Annotated in this window: 22 protein-coding genes; 20 read left to right on the plus strand and 2 right to left on the minus strand. The window is 51.3% G+C overall.

Translation table 11 applies throughout. The features are described from left to right. Positions 1 to 189 precede the first annotated feature (189 nt). The gene (locus EPV75_RS04520; RefSeq protein ID WP_225972395.1) at positions 190 to 1,521 is read left to right on the plus strand and encodes a D-alanyl-D-alanine carboxypeptidase/D-alanyl-D-alanine-endopeptidase; all 1,332 of its coding nucleotides are present in this window, start codon (positions 190 to 192) and stop codon (positions 1,519 to 1,521) included. Here the strand turns inward: EPV75_RS04520 and queE are convergent. After that, complete coding sequence (queE, locus tag EPV75_RS04525; RefSeq protein WP_128384601.1) at positions 1,484 to 2,155, minus strand: 7-carboxy-7-deazaguanine synthase; 672 nt, start codon at positions 2,153 to 2,155, stop codon at positions 1,484 to 1,486. The two genes, EPV75_RS04520 and queE, sit on opposite strands and share 38 nt — an antisense overlap. A gap of 242 nt (positions 2,156 to 2,397) precedes the next feature. On the opposite strand from queE, the gene leuC reads away from it, so the two are divergent. The 15 genes from leuC (at position 2,398) to EPV75_RS04600 (ending at position 17,163) form a co-directional block, all read left to right on the plus strand. Further along, entirely contained in the window at positions 2,398 to 3,822 is a 1,425-nt protein-coding gene (leuC, locus tag EPV75_RS04530) for a 3-isopropylmalate dehydratase large subunit (protein WP_128384602.1), read from the plus strand. A 9-nt stretch (positions 3,823 to 3,831) separates the two neighbouring features. Next, positions 3,832 to 4,467 carry a 3-isopropylmalate dehydratase small subunit gene (leuD, locus tag EPV75_RS04535; protein WP_128384603.1) on the plus strand — a complete coding sequence of 212 codons (636 nt, stop codon included), beginning with the start codon at positions 3,832 to 3,834 and terminating at the stop codon, positions 4,465 to 4,467. Between the two features lie 62 nt (positions 4,468 to 4,529). Further along, positions 4,530 to 5,603 carry a 3-isopropylmalate dehydrogenase gene (gene leuB / locus EPV75_RS04540; protein ID WP_029937645.1) on the plus strand — a complete coding sequence of 358 codons (1,074 nt, stop codon included), beginning with the start codon at positions 4,530 to 4,532 and terminating at the stop codon, positions 5,601 to 5,603. Positions 5,604 to 5,691: 88 nt separating this feature from the next. After that, entirely contained in the window at positions 5,692 to 6,642 is a 951-nt protein-coding gene (locus tag EPV75_RS04545; RefSeq protein ID WP_029937646.1) for a M23 family metallopeptidase, read from the plus strand. Between the two features lie 17 nt (positions 6,643 to 6,659). Next, positions 6,660 to 7,064, plus strand: coding sequence for a polymer-forming cytoskeletal protein (locus tag EPV75_RS04550; RefSeq protein ID WP_264080565.1), 405 nt, complete (start codon positions 6,660 to 6,662; stop codon positions 7,062 to 7,064). Between the two features lie 20 nt (positions 7,065 to 7,084). Then, the gene (locus tag EPV75_RS04555; RefSeq protein ID WP_127119942.1) at positions 7,085 to 8,107 is read left to right on the plus strand and encodes an aspartate-semialdehyde dehydrogenase; all 1,023 of its coding nucleotides are present in this window, start codon (positions 7,085 to 7,087) and stop codon (positions 8,105 to 8,107) included. Positions 8,108 to 8,113: 6 nt separating this feature from the next. Beyond that, complete coding sequence (truA, locus tag EPV75_RS04560) at positions 8,114 to 8,902, plus strand: tRNA pseudouridine(38-40) synthase TruA (protein ID WP_128384604.1); 789 nt, start codon at positions 8,114 to 8,116, stop codon at positions 8,900 to 8,902. Positions 8,903 to 8,906: 4 nt separating this feature from the next. Further along, positions 8,907 to 9,545 carry a phosphoribosylanthranilate isomerase gene (locus EPV75_RS04565; RefSeq protein WP_128384605.1) on the plus strand — a complete coding sequence of 213 codons (639 nt, stop codon included), beginning with the start codon at positions 8,907 to 8,909 and terminating at the stop codon, positions 9,543 to 9,545. 26 nt (positions 9,546 to 9,571) lie between these two features. Continuing rightward, entirely contained in the window at positions 9,572 to 10,777 is a 1,206-nt protein-coding gene (gene trpB / locus EPV75_RS04570; protein ID WP_029937651.1) for a tryptophan synthase subunit beta, read from the plus strand. A 1-nt stretch (position 10,778) separates the two neighbouring features. Further along, positions 10,779 to 11,597 carry a tryptophan synthase subunit alpha gene (gene trpA, locus EPV75_RS04575; protein ID WP_128384606.1) on the plus strand — a complete coding sequence of 273 codons (819 nt, stop codon included), beginning with the start codon at positions 10,779 to 10,781 and terminating at the stop codon, positions 11,595 to 11,597. A 66-nt stretch (positions 11,598 to 11,663) separates the two neighbouring features. After that, positions 11,664 to 12,518 (plus strand): acetyl-CoA carboxylase, carboxyltransferase subunit beta, encoded by an 855-nt coding sequence (gene accD / locus EPV75_RS04580; protein ID WP_029937653.1) that lies wholly within the window; start codon positions 11,664 to 11,666, stop codon positions 12,516 to 12,518. A gap of 15 nt (positions 12,519 to 12,533) precedes the next feature. Then, complete coding sequence (folC, locus tag EPV75_RS04585; protein WP_128384607.1) at positions 12,534 to 13,805, plus strand: bifunctional tetrahydrofolate synthase/dihydrofolate synthase; 1,272 nt, start codon at positions 12,534 to 12,536, stop codon at positions 13,803 to 13,805. Then, the gene (locus tag EPV75_RS04590) at positions 13,798 to 14,418 is read left to right on the plus strand and encodes an SPOR domain-containing protein (protein ID WP_128384608.1); all 621 of its coding nucleotides are present in this window, start codon (positions 13,798 to 13,800) and stop codon (positions 14,416 to 14,418) included. Before folC ends, EPV75_RS04590 begins: the two co-directional genes overlap by 8 nt. Positions 14,419 to 14,465: 47 nt before the next feature. After that, on the plus strand, positions 14,466 to 15,989 hold the full coding sequence (purF, locus tag EPV75_RS04595; RefSeq protein ID WP_128384609.1) for an amidophosphoribosyltransferase: 1,524 nt from the start codon (positions 14,466 to 14,468) through the stop codon (positions 15,987 to 15,989). Then, the gene (locus tag EPV75_RS04600; protein WP_225972396.1) at positions 15,982 to 17,163 is read left to right on the plus strand and encodes an O-succinylhomoserine sulfhydrylase; all 1,182 of its coding nucleotides are present in this window, start codon (positions 15,982 to 15,984) and stop codon (positions 17,161 to 17,163) included. The genes purF and EPV75_RS04600 overlap by 8 nt, the downstream gene beginning before the upstream one ends. A 32-nt stretch (positions 17,164 to 17,195) precedes the next feature. Here the strand turns inward: EPV75_RS04600 and yhbY are convergent, their stop codons facing one another. Beyond that, positions 17,196 to 17,501, minus strand: a complete 306-nt coding sequence (yhbY, locus tag EPV75_RS04605) for a ribosome assembly RNA-binding protein YhbY (RefSeq protein ID WP_029937658.1) — start codon at positions 17,499 to 17,501, stop codon at positions 17,196 to 17,198. A 22-nt stretch (positions 17,502 to 17,523) separates the two neighbouring features. Between yhbY and EPV75_RS12225 the strand changes: the two genes are divergently transcribed. The 4 genes from EPV75_RS12225 (at position 17,524) to folP (ending at position 21,290) form a co-directional block, all read left to right on the plus strand. Next, positions 17,524 to 17,679, plus strand: a complete 156-nt coding sequence (locus EPV75_RS12225; RefSeq protein WP_192894035.1) for a hypothetical protein — start codon at positions 17,524 to 17,526, stop codon at positions 17,677 to 17,679. Further along, the gene (gene rlmE, locus EPV75_RS04610) at positions 17,666 to 18,286 is read left to right on the plus strand and encodes a 23S rRNA (uridine(2552)-2'-O)-methyltransferase RlmE (protein ID WP_128384611.1); all 621 of its coding nucleotides are present in this window, start codon (positions 17,666 to 17,668) and stop codon (positions 18,284 to 18,286) included. The genes EPV75_RS12225 and rlmE overlap by 14 nt, the downstream gene beginning before the upstream one ends. 165 nt (positions 18,287 to 18,451) lie before the next feature. Next, positions 18,452 to 20,401 (plus strand): ATP-dependent zinc metalloprotease FtsH, encoded by a 1,950-nt coding sequence (gene ftsH / locus EPV75_RS04615; protein ID WP_225972397.1) that lies wholly within the window; start codon positions 18,452 to 18,454, stop codon positions 20,399 to 20,401. Between the two features lie 61 nt (positions 20,402 to 20,462). Further along, positions 20,463 to 21,290, plus strand: coding sequence for a dihydropteroate synthase (folP, locus tag EPV75_RS04620; RefSeq protein WP_225972398.1), 828 nt, complete (start codon positions 20,463 to 20,465; stop codon positions 21,288 to 21,290). The last annotated feature ends 4 nt before the right edge of the window (positions 21,291 to 21,294 follow it).

Below are 21,294 nucleotides of genomic sequence, written 5' to 3' on the forward strand. Positions count from 1 at the left end.
TGTTTGAGTTTGTATGATGAATGTCGAATTATCTTATCATTTTTCACCCAATGCTGTGGTTTCAATTCGCATTCAAATTCGACCCGGTCTGGTGAAAAATGTCATTGGATTTTGGCGGTGGTTTTGCTGTCGGCATTGGCCAAAAGCGAGTAGAATGAAAGCTTGAATTTTAACGAAGCAGGGACGTCCGTGAAAAAAGTGCTTTTGACAATATGCCGGCTTGGAACCGGGCCGGTTTCCGGTCGTGTGCTTGCGGGCTTGGTGCTGTCCTGCCTTGCGTCGTTTACGGCATCGGCCGCCACTTTGGAGTCGGAGCTGGCGAAAAGGCCGGCTTCGGGGCTTTTGCTATTGAACGCCGCCGAGCAACCGTTGGTGTCGAATCAAGCGGAGCGGTTATTGATTCCGGCTTCCACCACCAAGCTGGTGACCGGCTATTTGGCGTTGGATCACTGGGGGCGCAACTATCGTTTTAAAACCGACTTCCGTGTGGTCAGGCGGGCGTCGGACGGCACGGTGGTTTTGTGGGTGAAAGGTTATGGCGACCCGTTTTTGGTGTCGGAGGAGTTGCAAACCATTGCATCGCGTCTGGCTTCCGCCTTGGGGGATAGAGGCGTGTCGCATCTGGATGCGATTTATTTGGATGCCGGTTATTTTCAGCCCGGCCTGGTTTTGCCCGGTACCACCGATACTCTGAATCCTTATGATGCGCATCCGAGTGCGTTGGCGGCGAATTTCAATACTTTGTTTTTGAAGTCGGATGACGGTGAAATTGTGTCGGCCGAATCGCAAACACCTTTGACGCGCTTGGCGGTTAAGATCGGTCATGAAACCGACCTCAGTGAGGGACGCTTTAATCTGGGGCCGGACGTGCGTTTGGGACAGCGTTATTTCGCCGAGTTGTTGGGTGCGTTCTTGAAACGACAGGGTGTGACGGTGGCGGATGATATTGAATGGCATCCGATGGTTGAAGCCAAAGGCTCGGGACTGCGCGAGCTATTGAGTTATCGCCACCTGAACTCCTTGACGCTGGGGGAAATGGTGGCGCCGATGATGCGTTATTCGACCAATTTTATCGCCAATCAACTCGCGCTGAAGCTGGCGGCGGACGCCTATGGCGAACCGGCCACGGCGGATAAGGTGAAGCAGTTGCTGAACAGTCGTTTAAAGCGCCGTTTCGGTTGGCGGGATTTTTATTTGGAAGACGGTGCCGGTTTGTCGCGTGAAAATCGGTTGAGTGCGCGGCAATTGGTGGACGTGCTGGAGCGTTTCCGCCCTTGGAAAGACCTGTTGCCGGAAGTGGAACCGGATGTGTATGCCAAAACCGGTACCTTAATCGGGGTCAGTGCTTTGGCGGGTTACATCAAAAACGACCAGGCCTGGTCACCGTTTGCCTTGCTGGTGAATCAGAAGGTGCCGTTTCATTATCGTAACCAAGTGGCACTGCAATTAAAGCAACGTTTGGCGGACGAGGCGGCGGCGCAACTCAGTCAACGCCCAGAATCTTATGGGTCTGTAAACTGAGTTTCCATTGCGGGTGCGCCAGACAATAGTCCAGAGTGGCTTTGAGGTTTCGGGCCTGAATCGTTGGGTCGGCATCGTCCATGGCCTGCAGATAGAAATGGTCAAACGGCAAACCGGCGACTTTTTCCGGTGGACAATCTGCCTGCGGGTACACCAGTTTCAATTCATTCCCCTCATCCAAAATCAATGGCGCATTGGCCTTGGGGCTGACGCAAACCCAATCGATGCCCTGCGGTGCCTTTTGTGTGCCGTTGGTTTCAATTGCAATTTCAAAACCATGCTCGTGAAACGAATCCACCAGCGTTTGGTCGACCTGTAACAGCGGCTCTCCGCCGGTCAAAACCACAAACGGATGGGGGTGAGCGTGAGCCGGTTCCTTGTCGGTGGGGTTGGTTTTCGGCCAGAGGGTCAATAGATGTTCGGCCAGGTCGTCAGCGGTTTTAAATTGCCCGCCGTTTTGGCCGTCGGTGCCGAGAAAGTCGGTATCGCAAAACTGGCAAACGGCTTGCGCTCGATCCGCTTCTCGCCCGGTCCAGAGGTTGCAGTTGCTGAAACGGCAGAAAATGGCCGGGCGGCCGGAATGAAACCCTTCTCCTTGCAGTGAATAAAATGCTTCTTTGATGCGGTAGCCCATGGCGTGTTTCCCGGTTGTTTCTCGATGCGGTTGGATGCTATTTTTTACAATGAAAGGGTTTGAAAATGCTATAATGATTAGCTATTTTTTAGACCTTATTGTTGACCTTGATTCGTATCAATTACGTTGAATTAAAACAGAATAGGGTTTATGCGTCGGTTGAAATGACTTTTCAGAGCGTTTAAACGCCGGTTTCATCAGAGCATTTCACGTCACATATTTTTAGGAGAGAGATTATACCAATGTCTGCCAAGACCTTATACGATAAATTGTGGGACAGCCATGTCGTCCGTCAGGAAGAAGACGGGACGGCGTTGATTTACATTGACCGTCAGTTGTTGCATGAAGTGACTTCGCCTCAAGCGTTTGAGGGCCTGCGTCTCGCCAATCGTAAACCTTGGCGCGTCAACGCCAACTTGGCGACGCCGGATCATAACGTGCCGACCACGCCGTATAAAACGGTGGACGACATCGCCGATCCGATTTCGCGGATTCAGGTACAGACATTGGATGCCAATACCAAACATTTCGGGATTACCGAATTCGGTATCGGCGACATTCGCCAGGGCATCGTGCACGTAGTCGGGCCGGAAGAAGGGATGACTTTGCCGGGCATCACGTTGGTGTGCGGTGACTCTCATACGGCGACGCACGGAGCTTTAGGTGCTTTGGCACATGGTGTGGGGACATCGGAAGTGGAGCACGTGCTGGCCACGCAATGCTTGATTCAAAAGAAAATGAAAAACATGTTGATCAAGGTGGACGGTCAATTGCAGCCGGGGGTCACACCGAAAGATGTGGTCTTGGCGATTATCGGCAAAATCGGTACCGCCGGCGGCAACGGTCATGCTATCGAATTCGGCGGACAGGTGTTCCGGGATATGTCGATCGAAGGGCGTATGACCGTGTGTAACATGGCGATTGAAGCCGGTGCGCGTGTTGGTTTGGTGGCGGTGGATGATAAGACCATCGAATATGTAAAAGGCCGCCCGATGGCACCGAAAGACGACCAGTGGGAAATGGCCGTTCAGGCCTGGCAAGATTTGAAATCCGACGATGATGCCGTGTTCGATAAGGTGGTGGAAATCGACGGTGCCAGCATCGAACCACAAGTGTCTTGGGGAACGTCGCCGGAAATGGTCTTGGACGTCAATGGCAAAGTGCCGAATCCAGCCAACGAGTCCGACGAAGTCAAAGCCAGCGGCATTCGCCGCGCGTTGGAATACATGGGTCTGGAAGCCGATATGGCGATTACCGATATTCCGGTGGATTATGTCTTCATCGGTTCCTGTACCAACTCGCGCATCGAGGATTTTCGTGAAGCGGCGGCGGTGTTGAAAGGCCGTAAAGTAGCCGCTTCGGTTGAGCAAGCGATCGTGGTGCCGGGGTCCGGTCTGGTCAAACAACAAGCCGAAGCCGAAGGGTTGGATAAGATTTTCATCGAGGCCGGTTTCGAGTGGCGTAACCCGGGCTGCTCAATGTGTTTGGCGATGAACGCCGATAAACTGCCGAGCGGTAAGCACTGTGCCTCCACGTCGAACCGTAACTTCGAAGGGCGTCAGGGCGCTGGCGGGCGCACGCATTTGGTCAGTCCGCAAATGGCCGCTGCCGCAGCGGTGGCCGGGCATTTTGTGGACGTACGTGACATGATGAAAGAAGCGGTTTAAGGAGACAAGATGGAAAAGTTTACGAAATTTACCGCCATCGTGGCGCCAATGGATCGTGCCAATGTGGATACCGATGCGATTATCCCCAAGCAGTTTCTGAAATCCATTAAACGCACTGGTTTCGGACCGAACTTGTTTGATGAGTGGCGTTACGAAGACGTCGGCGAGCCGGGACGAGATAATTCCAAACGTCCGTTACGCAAAGACTTTGTGTTGAACCAGCCGCGTTATCAGGGTGCGCAAATTTTGATTGCGCGTGAAAACTTCGGCTGTGGTTCCAGTCGCGAACACGCGCCATGGGCTTTGAAAGACTACGGTTTCGACGTTATCATCGCGCCGAGTTTTGCCGATATTTTCTTTAATAACAGTTTTAAAAACGGAATCTTGCCAATCGTGCTGGACGAGCAGACGGTGGACGGTTTGTTTAAAGAAATTTTCGCGCAGGAAGGTTATGAGCTGACCATCGATTTGGAAAACCAGCAAATCATCAAGCCGAACGGTGAGGCAATCGGGTTTGAGGTGGATGCCTTCCGTAAACATTGTTTGTTGAACGGGTTGGATGATATCGGTTTGACCTTGCAGCATGAAGATGAAATCAAAACCTTTGAAACCAAGCATAAGGCGACCTCGCCTTGGCTGTTTTGATTTGCGGCTCATTGACTCATTGAATAAGTAATTTAATAAAAGACACTGTAGAGACACTGTAAATGACAAAAGAAGTACTGATTTTACCTGGGGACGGCATTGGGCCGGAAATTACCGCCGAAGCGGTGAAAGTGCTGGAAGCCTTGCAAAAAAGCGATGGCCTGGACATCAAGATGACTCACGACTTGGTCGGGGGTGCGGCTTACGATGTACACGGTGTACCGCTGGCGGATGAAACCTTGGAAAAAGCCAAACAGTCCGATGCGATTTTGCTGGGCGCTGTTGGCGGGTATCAGTGGGAGTCGTTGGATATTTCGGTTCGCCCGGAAAAAGGGTTGTTGTCTCTACGCTCCAATTTGGAGTTGTTTGCCAACTTGAGACCTGCATATTTGTTCCCGCAATTGGCGGATGCGTCCACGCTGAAGCCGGAGGTCGTGGCCGGGCTGGATATTTTGATTGTGCGTGAATTGACCGGTGGGATTTACTTCGGCCAGCCACGCGGTATCCGTACTTTGGAAAACGGCGAACGCCAAGGTTACAACACCTATGTGTATTCCGAGTCCGAAATCAAACGTATTGCGCGCGTGGCCTTCGATGCGGCGATGAAGCGTAACAAAAAGTTGTGTTCTGTCGATAAGGCCAATGTGTTGGAAGTGACGGAAATGTGGCGTGAAATCATCGATGAAGTCGCCAAGGATTATCCGGAAGTATCGGTTCAGCATATGTATGTCGATAACGCCGCCATGCAGTTGGTGTTGAATCCGAAGCAATTCGACGTCATGGTGACCGGTAATATGTTCGGCGATATCTTGTCGGATGAAGCGTCTATGTTGACCGGTTCCATCGGCATGTTGGCGTCGGCGTCATTGGATGCCAACAATAAAGGGATGTATGAACCAAGTCACGGTTCCGCTCCGGACATCGCCGGGCAGAATATCGCCAATCCATTGGCGACCATCCTGTCGGCGGCGATGATGTTGCGTTACAGTCTGGGGCATGAAGATTTGGCCTTAAAAATTGAAAACGCGGTCAGCAAGGTCTTGGATCAAGGCTTGAGAACCGGTGATATCTGGTCGGAAGGCTTGACGAAAGTCTCGACTTCGGAAATGGGGGATGCGGTCGTCGCGGCACTGTAAAAGCGACGAACGATTCGTGCATTTTTCGTGTAAACGTGTAAACTGCACAAAACGCCTTTTGAGATGAACAGGAAGCCTCCCGTTTAAGATGAAGAATCATTTTACAATCACCATCAGCGATGTACACGGTTCCCGCCATTTTTCGTTTAAGCAGTTCATGCGAAAAATCGCCTTATTCGTGGTGTTGTTCATCTTTTTGTTGTTGGCCGGATCGGCGGCCGTCATCTGGTGGCTGAACCAGGAAATTGTCGATATTGAGGACAAGCGGGAAAACGCCGAGCAGGAATATCGCACCGTGCTGGAAAAAAGCAAAAGTGCTTACCTGTCGTTGGAAACCGAAAAGAAAAAACTGCAAACGCAGTTGGATAACCGGACCAAGCAGATTCAGTTTCTGGACCAGACGCTGAAGGGCCTGGAAGACTTGATTGGCGTCAAACCGGATGAAGATGCGTTGGTGACCGATCGGGTCAAGATTGTTCAACTCACCACGTTGGAAAAGCAGGTGATGTTGGAAGATATTCCGAATGGCCGTCCGGTAAAAGACTACAAAGGCGTCAGCAGTAGTTTCGGCTGGCGGACGCACCCGGTCAAAGGGACGCGTGAATTCCACCGTGGCATCGATTATCGCGGCAAGCGAGGTGACGGCGTCATCGCGACAGCCAGTGGTGTCATTGAATACGCCGGCTACCATAAACAAAGCGGTTATGGTCGTTTAATCATTATCTCGCATGACTACGGGTTTAAAACGCTTTACGGTCACATGAGTAAATTGTTGGTTAAAACCGGTCAGGTGGTGAAAAAGGGTGAGTTGATTGGTGAAATCGGTTCATCCGGTTTGTCTTCAGGGCCTCATTTGCATTATGAGGTCAGTTTTGTGCAGCGTAAGCTGAATCCCGTTCCGTTCATCAACTGGGATTTAAAAGATTACGATGAAATATTTAAAAAGGTAAAAGGTGTACCATGGGGATCTTTAAGTCAAATGGTTCAGGATCGCGTCCAGCAGGTGGAAAAACAATTATTGCTGCGGGATGTAAAATAAGCGGTGAGATTAAAGACCTGGGTGGTGCCTTACATATAGACGGGCATATCGATGGGATCATTGAAACCGATTACGATGTGTCCATCGGTGACAAAGGCATTGTCACCGGATTGGTGAAAGCCAAGACCATTGTGGTGAGTGGCACGCTGGAAGGGAAAGTGGCTTGTGAGAGCATTGATATTCTGTCCAGCGGGAAGATGCTCGGTGAAGTGGTCTGCGGCGAGATGATGATTGAATCCGGCGGGAAATTCATTGGTGAAAGCCGTGAATTGACCGAGGGCGGGTTGATTGTCAGCTTCCCGGAAGATGAAAAAACCAAATTGGAAAACCAAGCGAAATCCGTAGTGGAGATGATAAAAAGTAAAAACGCCATTACGGACGATATCAAAGCAACGGATGCAGAAGCCGTTTCAACGAAATAAACAGCAAAGAAGGGAGAAGTATGTCAAAGCAGTATGATGTTGCGGTCGTGGGGGCCACCGGTGCGGTTGGCGAAACCATTTTGAAAGTGTTGGAAGAACGCAACTTCCCTGTTCGGAACCTTTATCCGTTGGCGAGTAGCCGTTCGGCGGGTAAAAAACTGGAATTCAATGGCGGTTGGGTCGAAATTCAGGATCTGGCGACATTCGATTTCTCTAAAGTTCAGATTGGCCTGTTTTCACCGGGAGCCAGCGTGTCCCGCGAGTACGCGCCGAAAGCGGCGGCGGCCGGTTGCGTGGTGGTGGATAACACGTCCGAGTTCCGTTATGACGACGATATTCCATTGGTGGTGCCGGAAGTGAATCCGGATGCCGTAGCGGGTTATAAAACGCGCGGTATTATTGCCAATCCGAACTGTTCAACCATCCAGATGCTGGTGGCGTTGAAGCCGATTCATGATGCGGTGGGCATTACGCGCATCAACGTGGCCACCTATCAAGCGGTGTCCGGTTCCGGCAAAGAGGCGATTGATGAGTTGGCGACACAAACGGCGAACCTGTTGAATCTGAAACCGGTGGAAGCCACGGTGTATCCGAAGCAAATCGCCTTTAACTGTATTCCGCAAATTGATGTTTTCCAAGAAAATGGTTACACCAAAGAAGAAATGAAAATGGTGTGGGAAACTCAAAAAATCATGGGTGACGATAGCATTCTGGTGAATCCGACGGCCGTACGTGTACCGGTTTTCTACGGTCACAGTGAAGCGGTTCACATCGAGACCAAAGAAAAAATCACCGCAGAAAAAGCCAAGGAAGTATTGAAAGCGGCCGACGGCATCGTGTTGATTGATGAACACCAGGATGGTGGTTATCCGACGGCGGTGACCGATGCAGCGGATACCAACCCGGTTTACGTCGGGCGTGTGCGTGAAGACATTTCCTGCGAAAAAGGCCTGGATTTGTGGGTCGTCGCCGACAACGTCCGTAAGGGCGCGGCAACCAACACGGTTCAAATCGCCGAACTGCTGATTAAGGATCACATTTAATCTCCAATGGCGTTACTGGCAATTGGTATTGAGTATCAAGGCACGGCCTATTGCGGCTGGCAGCGACAACGTCATTGTGAGTCGGTGCAGCAGCACTTGGAAAGTGCGTTATCGGAAATTGCCAATGAACCCATCGAGTTGAATTGCGCCGGTCGAACCGATACCGGTGTGCATGCCATTGGTCAGGTTGCGCATTTTGTGACCTCGGCCGAACGTCCTGATAAAGCCTGGGTGCAAGGCGTGAATACCAAGCTCCCGCGTGATATTCGGGTGGTGTGGGCCAAGCCCATGACGGACGATTTTCATGCTCGCTTCTCGGCGGTGGCACGCCAATACCGTTATGTGATTTTCAATCGTTCCGTGCATTCGGCCATTTTGGCGCATCGTGTGACCTGGGAAAGCTGGCCGCTGGATGAACAGAAAATGCATCAGGCGGCACAGGCACTCATCGGCGAGCGCGATTTTTCCTCTTTCCGGGCAGCAGGGTGTCAAGCGGCGCATGCACGTCGGGAAGTACAGTGGATTGAGGCGTCGCGTCGCGGCGACTTCGTGTTTGTCGATATCCGCGCCAATGCGTTTTTACACCACATGGTGCGTAATATCGTCGGTACCTTGTTGGAGGTCGGTCGCGGGGAAAAATCGGTGACTTGGGTAACGGATTTACTGGCGAAGCAGGATCGTACCCAGGCGGGGATGACGGCGCCGGCGGATGGACTTTACTTCGTGAATGCCTTTTATCCAGAAGCTTTTGAGCTTCCGGTGGTTGAGTTGAACGAGCTGTTATGGCAAGGATGACGTGATGCGAACACGCATTAAAATTTGTGGCATGACGCGGTCTGAGGATGCATTGGCGGCGGCGGAAGCCGGAGCCGACGCCTTGGGATTTGTGTTTTACCCACCCAGTCCGCGTCATATTGAAATCGACCAGGCCTGGTCGATTATCGATGTTCTGCCGGCCTTTGTGACCACGACGGCATTGTTCGTCAACCCTGAGCCAGGCCTGGTGAAAACCGTGATTCAGCGTTTGAAAATCGATTTACTGCAGTTTCATGGCGATGAATCCGTCGAGTTTTGCGAGCAGTTTGAGCGGCCGTACATTAAAGCGGTGCGTATGCAGCCGGGTACAAATCTAGCCGACTTATCGCAGCACTATGCGTCGGCTCAGGCATTGCTGCTCGACACCTATGTGAAAGGCGTGCCGGGCGGTACCGGCGAGGCCTTTAACTGGGATTGGGTTGCGCCCTCGAAGCGAGAGGACACCTGTTTGCCGATTATCCTGGCCGGTGGATTGACGGCGGAGAACGTCGGGCAGGCGGTTCAAACTGTTCAACCTTGGGCCGTGGACGTCAGCGGCGGAGTGGAGGCTGAACCGGGCAAAAAGTCGGTGGCACAGATTCAAGCGTTTGTGGAAGCGGTCAACGCATCCGCACGAACCTAAAATTGAGATGAAAAGTGAGTTCAAGAATGAGTGTTGATTATTCGCAATATCCTGATTCAAAAGGACATTTCGGTATCTATGGCGGCATCTTTGCGCCGGAAACCCTGATGGCAGCGTTGGAGGATTTGAATAAACAGTATGAAAGTCTGAAAAACGACCCGGAATTTTTGGCCGAGTTGACCAAAGACTTTCAAGACTATGTCGGGCGCCCGAGTCCGCTTTATTTCGCCGAGCGATGGACCGAATCTTTGGGCGGCGCGAAAATCTACCTGAAGCGCGAAGACTTGAATCATACCGGTGCGCATAAGATTAATAACACCATTGGACAGGCCTTATTGGCGAAGCGTCTTGGAAAAACGCGCATCATCGCCGAGACCGGTGCCGGGCAGCATGGCGTGGCGAGTGCGACTGTCGCGGCACGCCTGGGCTTGGAGTGTGTGGTGTATATGGGCGCGGATGATGTGGTGCGTCAAGCGCCCAACGTGGCCCGCATGAAAATGCTGGGCGCCGAAGTGGTGGCGGTAGAATCCGGTACCCGCACTTTGAAGGATGCCTTGAACGAGGCCATGCGTGATTGGGTGACCAATGTGGACGATACGTTTTACATTATCGGCACCGTGGCCGGCCCACATCCGTATCCGGCAATGGTGCGTGATTTTCAAGCCATCATCGGGCGTGAAGCCAAGCAGCAGCACTTGGAAAAAGAAGGGCGTTTGCCGGATGCTTTGATCGCCTGCGTGGGCGGCGGCTCTAATGCCATCGGGTTGTTTTATGATTTTTTACCGGACGAATCGGTCTCGATTTACGGTGTCGAAGCAGGTGGTCATGGCTTGGAAACCAACGAGCATGCCGCTCCATTGTGCAAAGGCAAGCCAGGTGTGTTGCATGGTAACCGTACCTATTTGATGGAAGACGAAAATGGGCAGATCATGGGAACGCACTCCATTTCCGCTGGTCTGGATTATCCGGGTGTCGGGCCGGAGCACTCTTGGTTAAAAGACATTGGGCGAGTGGACTATGTCGCGATTAACGACGATGAAGCCCTGCAAGGTTTTCGCGATTTGACGCGTTATGAGGGTATTATTCCGGCGTTGGAATCGAGCCATGCCTTGGCGTATGCCACCAAGTTGGCGCCGACCATGCGACCGGATCAGACCATTGTCGTGAATTTGTCCGGCCGTGGTGATAAAGATATGAATACCATCGCGAAGATAGAGGGGTTTGAGTTTTAAAATGAATCGAATTGATGCAACGCTGGCGGCTTTGAAAGAACAAGGCAAGACCGCTTTAATCCCTTACATCACCGCGGGTGATCCGCATCCGGATATGACCGTTTCATTAATGCATTCGCTGGTCGAACAGGGCGCCGATATGTTGGAGCTGGGTGTGCCGTTTTCCGATCCGATGGCGGATGGTCCGGTCATTCAAAAAGCCGTGGAACGCGCGCTGGCCTATCATGTCAGCATGAAAGATGTTTTTCGTTATGTGACGGAGTTCCGAAAAACCGATGCCAAGACCCCGATTATTTTGATGGGGTATTTGAATCCGATTGAAGCCATGGGCGTGGAAACCTTTGCGAAACATGCCAAAGAAGCCGGTGTGGACGGTGTTTTGACGGTGGATATGCCGCCGGAAGAAACCAATGGTTATTTGAGCGCTTTACAGGATGAAACCTTAAACCGCATCTTCCTGGTGTCGCCAACGACGCCGGACGGTCGTTTGAAAGCCGTCAATGATATGGGTAGCGGTTTTGTTTATTACGTGTCGTTAAAAGGCGTGACCGGTTCCAAAGCGTTGGATGCATCGGATGTGGCGCAGCATGTTGGGCATTTGCGCCAGAAAACGGCCATGCCGGTGGCCATCGGTTTCGGGATTCGCGATGGCGACACCGCTTATCAGATGGCGAAACTGGGCGATGCCATTATTGTCGGTTCGGCTCTGGTGAGTTTGGTTGAACAGAATGCCGATCAGCAATTATCTGTGATTGAGCAGGTATTGAGTGATAAAATGCGCGAATTCAAACAGGCGATCAATAAAGCGGACAGCGAATAGCGCCTTAAATAGACAGATAAGATATGCAACAGGCCGTTACGGATTAATGGCCGTTTGGAGAACATCATGAGTTGGTTTGAAAAGATTTTACCGAGTATCAAGCAAGTGGCGGAACGCAAGAAAAACGTTCCGGAAGGGCTGTGGACCAAGTGCCCGAAATGCGAAAGCACCTTGTATCGTGCCGAAGTGAAACGTAACCAGGAGGTTTGCCCGAAGTGTGATCACCATATGCGCTTGGGTGGGCGTGATCGTTTGGAATCCTTCTTGGACGATGGAACGGCGGTTGAAATTTCGGCGAACATTTCGCCAGTCGATGCCTTGAAATTCAAGGACCTGAAGCCTTACAAGTCCCGTATTGCGCAAGCGCAAAAAGCCACCGGCGAGAAAGATTCTTTTGTGACCATGGTGGGCGAAATTCAAGGCCTGGAAGTCGTGGCCGGAGCGTTTGAATTTAAGTTCATGGGCGGTTCCATGGGATCGGTGATGGGCGAAAAATTCGTGCGCGCTGTGAATGAAGCCATTGAGCGCCGTTGCCCGTTGATTGTGTTCTCCGCCAGTGGCGGCGCGCGCATGCAGGAAGCCTTGTTTTCGTTGATGCAAATGGCCAAGACCAGTGCGGCGTTAGGCAAGTTGCGTGATCAGAATTTACCGTTTATTTCCGTTTTGACGGACCCGACTATGGGGGGCGTCTCCGCCAGTTTTGCGATGTTGGGTGACCTGAATGTCGCCGAACCAAAAGCCCTGATCGGTTTTGCCGGACCACGCGTCATCGAGCAAACGGTGCGCGAAAAACTGCCGGAAGGCTTTCAGCGCAGTGAATTCCTGCTGGAGCACGGCGCTATTGACATGATTATTCACCGTCATCAATTGAGTGCCGAATTGGCTTCCGTCTGCCGTATGCTTTTGAAAAAGCCGGCCTGATGCATTCCTGAAGCCGTGAAACCGACATCCCACTCCAGTCTGCAAGCTTGGATTGATTGGCTGGTGTCCTTGCATGCCGAGGAAATCGATCTCGGTATCGAACGCGTGAAATCCGTTGCTGAAATCATGGGGTTGCTCCCTATGGCGCCGACGGTCATTTCCGTGGCGGGGACCAACGGCAAAGGGTCCAGTGTGGCGATGCTGAACGCCATTTATCAAGCGGCCGGGTTTCGAACCGGCGTGTTTACCTCGCCTCATCTCTTGCGTTTTAACGAACGTATTCTTTTGGCCGGTCATGAAGCGACCGACCAGCAAATTGTCGACGCTTTCTGTGCCATTGAAGCCGCTCGCGGGCAAGTCAAACTGACGTATTTCGAATTTTCAACCTTGGCGGCGCTTTGGTTGTTTGCGAAACACTCGTTGGATGTGGTGATTCTGGAAGTCGGTCTTGGCGGGCGTTTGGACGCGGTCAATTTGGTGGATGCCGATGCCAGTTTGATTACGGCGATTGATGTCGATCACCAGGATTGGCTGGGATCGGATCGCAGTCAGATTGCCGTTGAGAAGGCGGGTATCATGCGTTCGGGACGCCCCAGCGTGTGTTCCGATGCGGATGCACCGACGACCTTGTTGTATTATGCGGAGCAGTATCAAGTGCCGTTGCAGTTACTGGGGCGGGACTTTGGTTATGTTGAAAACGACCAGGCCTGGTCGTTTGGGTCGGAAGGATCGGTTCGGGATGGACTGCCGATGCCGGCATTGAAGGGCCGCTTTCAATTGCAAAATGCCGCCGGAGTGTTGGCGTTGATTGAACAGTTACAAGCGCGTTTGCCGGTGTCGGAAGCCGCTATGCATATGGGGTTGGAAACCGTCACGCATGCCGGACGGTTGCAATCCATTGAGCGGGGGGCACAACACTGGTTGGTGGATGTGGCGCACAATCCCCAAGCTGCGATGGAATTGGCCCGTTTTCTTGATACTCAACCGATCATGGATGTGGCGATTTTCTCGGTATTGGCCGATAAAGACGCTTTGCCGATGGTTCAGGCCGTGGCGCCGTATGTGAAGAAATGGGCGATTGCCGACCTGGCGGTTCCTCGGGCCATGTCGCTGGAAAACCTGAAAGCGCTTTTGCTTCGGGCGGGCGTTTCAGCCAATAATATAGTAGAATACTCGGATATTTCGGAAGCGGTCGCCGCGCATCATGACGAACCTTGGGAGCGCATGTTGGTTTGGGGATCTTTTTTCACCGTTTCACAAGCTTTGGCCTGTTTGAACCATGACTGATCCAATCGACAATCAGGAACTTTCCGACTTTCAAGTGTCCAAATATCGCTTGACCGGCGCGTTTGTGTGGCTGGGATTATTGGTGATTATCGTGCCGATCTGGTACAGCAATCCGGTGAATTTCGATCCGACCGCACAAACGGATGCCGATGCATCCGACTCGAAAACCATTTTAGTGGAAAAGCCGTTTTTATTGCCGGGGCATGACCGCTCGACGGCATCGGACTCGAAGTCTTCCGAGCCGAAGCAAACGATTTCCGAAGCAACGACCAAAACAAAGTCAGAAGCCGCTGATGAGACGGTAGCGGTGGATAAAGCGCCGGTTGAAGCGGCGCCGGCCAAAGAAGAACCTGCGACGGCTGCGGCTTCCGAAGGTGATTCGGAATGGATTATTCGCTTGGTGGCCTATCGTAAAAAAGAGATGGCGGAAACGCTTCAGGGTCGGTTGAAATACGACTATGAAGCCTTTATAAAGTATTTTCCAAAGAGTAATTATTATTCGGTCAGAGTGGGGCCTTATACCTCGAAAGCACTGGCGGAAAAAGATCAAAAACGTTTGGACAGACTGTTAAGAATACAGTCGCAACTGGTTAAATTTAAACGGACGCCCTAGCCGTTTAAGCGTGTCGAACTGGGCTATATAATCGGAGAAAACTCACCATGTGCGGGATCGTCGGAATCGTATCAAACACACCTGTTAACCAAGAAATCTATGATGCCTTGACGGTGTTGCAGCATCGTGGACAGGACGCGGCAGGCATTGTCACGTGTCAGGAAGGTCGTTTGTACCAACGTAAGGATAACGGTTTGGTGAAAGATGTGTTCCGCACTCGTCATATGCGTGATTTGCATGGCAATATGGGAATCGGGCATGTGCGTTATCCGACGGCGGGCAGTTCTTCCGGCGCAGAGGCGCAACCGTTTTACGTTAACTCGCCTTACGGTATTGCGATGGGGCACAACGGTAATTTGACCAATGCCGATCAGTTAGGCAAAGAGCTTTACGAACAAGATTTACGTCACCTAAACACCAATTCCGATTCCGAAGTGTTGCTGAATGTATTCGCCCATGAGTTGATGCAGCAGAAAAAACTGTTTGTCGATGCGGAAGATATTTTCAGTGCCATTTCTCGAGTGCATAAACGGGCGCGTGGCGGTTATGCCGCGGTGGGTGTGATTCCGAGTGTCGGCATGTTCGGTTTTCGTGACCCGTTTGCCTTGCGCCCGATTGTTGTTGGACAACGCCAGACTTCTGAAGGTGTCGACTATATGGTGGCGTCCGAGAGTGTGGCGCTGGATGCCGCCGGTTTTGAACTGTTGAAAGATTTGGAACCGGGTGAAGCGGTTGTTGTCAGCGAATCGGGGAACATTCAATTCAAGCAATGTGCCGACAACCCACAGTACAGCCCGTGTATTTTCGAATTTGTGTATTTTGCCCGTCCCGACTCGATGATCGATGATATTTCGGTTTATAAGTCGCGTTTGCGTATGGGGGAAAAGTTGGCCGAGCAGATTTTGCGTGATTGGCCGGAAAATGACATTGATGTGGTGATGCCGATTCCGGACACGAGCCGGACGTCGGCCTTGCAATTAGCGGACATGTTGGGCAAACCATACCGAGAAGGGTTTATCAAAAACCGTTATATCGGGCGGACGTTTATCATGCCGGGGCAAACCTTACGCAAGAAATCCGTGCGCCAGAAGTTGAACGCAGTGCCGTTGGAGTTCGAAGGCAAAAATATCCTATTGGTGGACGACTCCATCGTGCGCGGCACGACGTCGGGTGAAATCGTGCAGATGGCGCGCGAAGCGGGTGCCAAGAAGGTGTATTTCGCTTCGGCGGCACCGGCGGTTCGTTATCCGTATGTGTATGGTATCGATATGCCAAGCGCCACCGAATTGGTGGCGAACGGTCGAGATATTGAACAGATTGCTGAGTATATTGGTGCCGACCGTTTGTTCTATCAGGATTTGGACGATTTGATTGAAGCGGTTTGGCAAGGCAATAAATCCATCAAAGAATTTGATACGTCCTGCTTTAGCGGTTGCTATGTGACCGGTGATATCACACCGGAATATTTGGAATCTCTGGATAAAAACCGTAACGATTCCGCTCAGTCCGCTCAAAAACGGGTTGGTCGAGAACCGGTTGGTATTTACAACGGTGATGCTTCCGATGACTGATGATTTCGATTTAGAGACGTTGGCCATCCGTTATGGCTATGATCAGACTCAGGAGCAGGAAAATTCCGAAGCGATTTTTCCGACATCGAGCTTTCGGTATCGTTCGGCGCAGCAAGCGGCCGACCGTTTTGCCGGAAATGAAGCGGGCAATGTGTATTCGCGGTTTACCAATCCAACGGTGCGCGCGTTTGAAAAACGTTTAGCGGCGTTGGAGCAGGGGCAAAGCTGTGTCGGCACCGCGTCGGGAATGGCCGCGATTTTGTCGACGTTTTTAGGACTGTTGGAGTCTGGCGATCACATCGTATCGTCGAGAAGTGTGTTTGGTACCACCAAGGCGTTGTTTGATCGCTATCTTAAAAAATTCGGCATCGAAATCACTTATGTACCTTTGACGGAGCTGAGTGCCTGGCAGAGCGCCATCACGCCGAAAACGAAAGCCCTGTTTTTGGAAACGCCATCCAATCCGCTGACGGAAGTGGCTGATTTAACGGTTTTGGCGGACTTGGCGCATGACAATGATGCGTTGTTAATTGTTGATAATTGCTTTTGTACACCAGCGTTACAAACCCCTTTGACGATGGGCGCTGATTTGGTGGTGCATTCCGCGACCAAGTTTTTGGATGGGCAAGGTCGTATGATCGGTGGGGCGGTTGTCGGTTCCGAAACCTTGATTGAAGAACATATCCGTGGCGTGATTCGAACCGCGGGGCCATCAATGAGTCCGTTTAATGCTTGGGTGTTTTTGAAAGGCTTGGAAACCTTGAAATTACGGATGGATGCCCATTGCGAACGCGCGCAACGCTTGGCGGAATGGTTGCAGGCCCACCCGGCGGTGGAATCGGTGTTTTACCCAGGCCTGGCTTCGCACCCGCAGCATGATTTGGTGGCAAAACAGCAAAAAGGGCCGGGTGGTCTCTTGTCTTTTCGAGTGATTGGCGGGCGTGAAGCTGCCTGGCAAGTGGTGGACGCCACGCAAATGATTTCCATCACGGCGAACCTCGGCGATGTGAAAACCAGTATTACTCACCCGGCGACCACGACACATTGTCGAGTGGAACCGGAAGAGCGGTTGAAAGCCGGGATTACTGAAAATCTATTGCGGGTGTCGGTCGGATTGGAGAGTTTTGAGGATATCCGGACGGATTTAAGCCGAGGCTTGGACGCGTTGCTTTAACGGTTTCCGTTAAAGCAGGCGGAGAGCGAAGATTATTTCGGGAGTTGTAATTCCGAGTCTTCGTTTTGACGGAAAATCACCACGGTTTTACCGATGGATTGCACCAGTTCGGCTCCGGTTTGTTGCAGGATGTAATCAACGATGTCTTTTCGGTCGGCTCTTTCCGCTGACGCCATTTTGATTTTTAACAATTCGTGATGCGATAAGGTCGTTTCCAGTTCCTGCATCAAGTTGTCCGTTAAACCATTGGCTCCGATCAGGATGACCGGGTTCAGTCCGTGTGCAATCCCTCGTAAGAATCGTTTTTGATTATTTGAAAGTTTTTTGGTCTGTGGCATTGAATTTCCAAAACATATTATTATGAAGTATCAAATCGACATTTGTCGGCACTTTGTCCGACGGGTGTCGCTTGACGGTAACAGCAACGAAGTTGTGTTTGGCCGATACGACTTCGGTCGTGTCGGCGAAAGTGATATTCTAGCGGAAAAAGTGATAAAACACGATGGCAAGAAGTAAATCCAGCGCAGGCTGGCTGAAAGAACATTTTGACGACTACTATGTGAACAAAGCCAAACAAGAGGGTTGGCGTTCACGGGCGATTTATAAGCTACAGGAAATCGACGAAAAAGATCAATTGTTCCGAAAGGGGATGACGGTCATCGATCTGGGAGCCGCGCCGGGTGGTTGGTCACAATGGACGACCCATAAGGTTGGCGAAGAAGGTCGGGTGTTTGCATTGGATATTCTTCCGGTGGAACCTTTTGCTGGGGTGACGTTTATTCAGGGTGACTTTCAGGAAGATGAGGTCTACCAGGCATTACTGGATGCGCTGGACGGCCGGGAAGTCGATTTGGTGATGTCTGACATGGCGCCGAATATGACCGGTAATAAAGGCATTGATATTCCTCGCGCCATGTATTTGGTGGAATTGTGTGTCGATTTGGCTGAGCAGGTTCTGAAACCGAATGGCGATTTGTTGATGAAAGTGTTTCAGGGAGAAGGTTACGATCAATTACTGAGTCGCCTGCGGCAGCAGTACCAAAAGGTATTGACACGAAAACCTAAGGCGTCCCGCCCCAGAAGCAAAGAGATATACGTTTTGGCCAGAGGCAAGAAACCCTGAGGGATTCGGGTGATGGTTAAAAGCAATGACCATGATGTAAAAAAACAATCGCGCGCTTAAGCATCTATAAAGAATATTTATAGCGTTTTGTGGTAAAGTGACGCTTATCTAACAGTCAAAAAAAGCGAAAGCGAATGATTCCGAAGGTGGATTATGAAAAATGATATGTTGAAAAATATTTTGATTTGGACAGTGGTGGCCACGGTGATGCTGTCCATCTTTAACCATTTCAGCGGTCAAAAATTGATGGGAAGCAGTTCCCAGTTGGCGTACTCGGATTTTATCGACCGTGTTCGTGATGGTTCTGTCAGTCAGGTTTCGATTGAAGGAGGCACGATTCACGGTGTCTTCACCGACGGAAAAGCTTTTACGACCTATAACCCGGGCGATGCCGGCTTGATGGGTGATTTGCTGAATAATAACGTTAAGGTAACGGCGCGTCCGCCGGAAAAGCAAAGTTTGTTGATGCAGATTTTCATTTCCTGGTTCCCGATGTTGTTGTTGATCGCCATTTGGATTTTCTTCATGCGCTCCATGAGTGGTGGCTTGGGCGGTAAAGGTGGCCCGATGTCGTTTGGGAAAAGTAAAGCGCGCATGTTGACCGACGATCAGGTGAAAGTGACCTTGGAAGACGTGGCCGGAGCGGATGAAGCGAAAGAGGAAGTTGGTGAGATTGTCGACTTTCTGCGTGACCCGGAAAAATATCAGAACCTCGGTGGGAATATTCCGCGTGGTGTCTTGATGGTTGGACCTCCGGGGACAGGTAAAACTTTGCTGGCGAAAGCGATTGCCGGGGAAGCCAAGGTGCCGTTTTTCAGTATTTCCGGTTCCGATTTCGTGGAAATGTTTGTCGGGGTGGGTGCCTCGCGTGTACGGGATATGTTTGAGCAAGCCAAGGCGCACTCGCCTTGTATCATCTTTATCGACGAGATTGACGCCGTTGGGCGCAGTCGTGGTGCCGGCATGGGCGGCGGAAACGATGAACGTGAGCAGACGTTGAACCAGATGTTGGTGGAGATGGACGGTTTCGAAGGCAGTGAGGGTGTGATTGTAATCGCTGCGACCAACCGTGCGGATGTGTTGGATCCGGCCTTGTTGCGTCCTGGTCGTTTCGACCGCCAGGTAACGGTGGGCTTGCCGGATGTGCGAGGCCGTGAACAGATTTTGAAAGTGCATATGCGTAAAGTTCCCTTGTCGGATGATGTTAAGCCGGCGTTGATTGCGCGAGGGACACCAGGCTTTTCCGGGGCGGATTTGGCAAACCTGGTCAATGAAGCCGCTTTGTTTGCGGCTCGTAACAATGACCGTCTGGTGACGCAAGCGCATTTTGAAAAAGCCAAAGACAAAATCCTGATGGGGGTTGAGCGTAAGAGCATGGTGATGAGTGAGGAGGAGAAGAAACTCACTGCTTATCATGAAGCTGGGCACGCCATTGTCGGTTATTCGGTGCCGGAGCATGATCCCGTCTATAAGGTCAGTATCATGCCGCGTGGTCGTGCACTGGGTGTGACCATGTATCTGCCGGAAGAAGACTCCTACAGTTACAGCAAACGTAAGTTGGAAAGTCAGTTGTCGAGTCTGTACGGTGGGCGGATTGCCGAGGAGATGATTTTCGGTGCCGACGCGGTCACGACCGGCGCAAGTAATGACATTATGCGCGCAACGCAAATTGCTCGCAACATGGTCACCAAGTGGGGGTTGTCCGATAAGCTTGGGCCTTTGATGTATGAAGAAGAGGATAATGGTTCCTTGATGGGGTCGTCGCGTAACGCGAATGTGTCCGGTGAAATCTCCAAGGAAATCGATGTCGAGATTCGTAATTTCATTGATCGCAACTATCAGCGTGCCGAGCAGATTTTGACCGATAAAATCGATGTGTTGCATGCCATGGCGGATGCGTTGATGCAATATGAAACCATTGATTCGGATCAAATTAAAAACCTGATGGAAGGTAAAGAGCCGGGTGAACCGAAGGATTGGCAGGAGCGATCCGGTGGTGACGATTCTTCTTCTACACCGGTATTGAGTGATGAAGCTGAAACACCGACCGGTGACACCAAAACGGATTTGTCTTCGGGTGATTCCGTTGAGGGCGGCGAGCCGAAACTACATTGATTCCACTTGGAATGGTTAGAAAAACCCCTTTACGGGGTTTTTTTTATGGGGACAAAAACACGTGACATTGATTGAAAAATTGCATGATTCCGGCTTGGAGAGACCGCTGGTAATGGGGATTTTGAATGTAACCCCGGATTCGTTTTCGGATGGCGGACGATTTGTATCGAAAGATGCCGTTCGTCGTCAGGTGGATGCGATGGTGGCGGCCGGTGCGGATATGATTGATATTGGTGGGGAATCGACCAGGCCTGGTGCGCCGGAAGTATCGCTGCAAGAAGAGCTGGACCGCGTTTTACCAGTAATGGAATGGGTTAAAAGCCATTGTGATGCTTATGTTTCCGTCGATACCTATAAGCCCCAGGTCATGAAAGAGTCGATTGCACTTTCGGTGGATATGATTAATGACATCAATGCCTTGGAGTCGGATGGCGCGGTTGAGTTGGTCGCTGATTCCGGAGTGGCGGTGTGTCTGATGCATAAAAAAGGTACGCCGAAAAATATGCAGGCCAACCCCGTGTATGAAAACGGTGTTTTCAACGAGGTTTTCAAGTATTTGGCGGCTCGAGCAGATGCTTGTGTGCAGCAGGGTGTTAAACCGGAGGCGATTACCTTGGATCCCGGTTTTGGGTTCGGTAAAACATTAACGCATAATATTGAGCTGTTTGAGCGACTTGAGATGTTTTCTGAATTACAATACCCACTGCTTGTCGGGGTGTCACGTAAACGCATGATTGGGGAGTTGTTGGGCGATGTGCCGGTAGATGAACGTGTCATCGGCAGTGTGGCCGCCGCGTCACTAGCGGCTTTGAAGGGCGCTAAAATTTTACGGGTGCACGATGTGGCCGAAACGGTTCAGGCGCTGAAAGTGACTATGGCATTGTTGTAAAGGT

Origin of the sequence: Hydrogenovibrio thermophilus (genome assembly GCF_004028275.1) — a bacterium.
In the GTDB taxonomy this organism is placed as follows: Bacteria; Pseudomonadota; Gammaproteobacteria; order Thiomicrospirales; family Thiomicrospiraceae; genus Hydrogenovibrio; species Hydrogenovibrio thermophilus.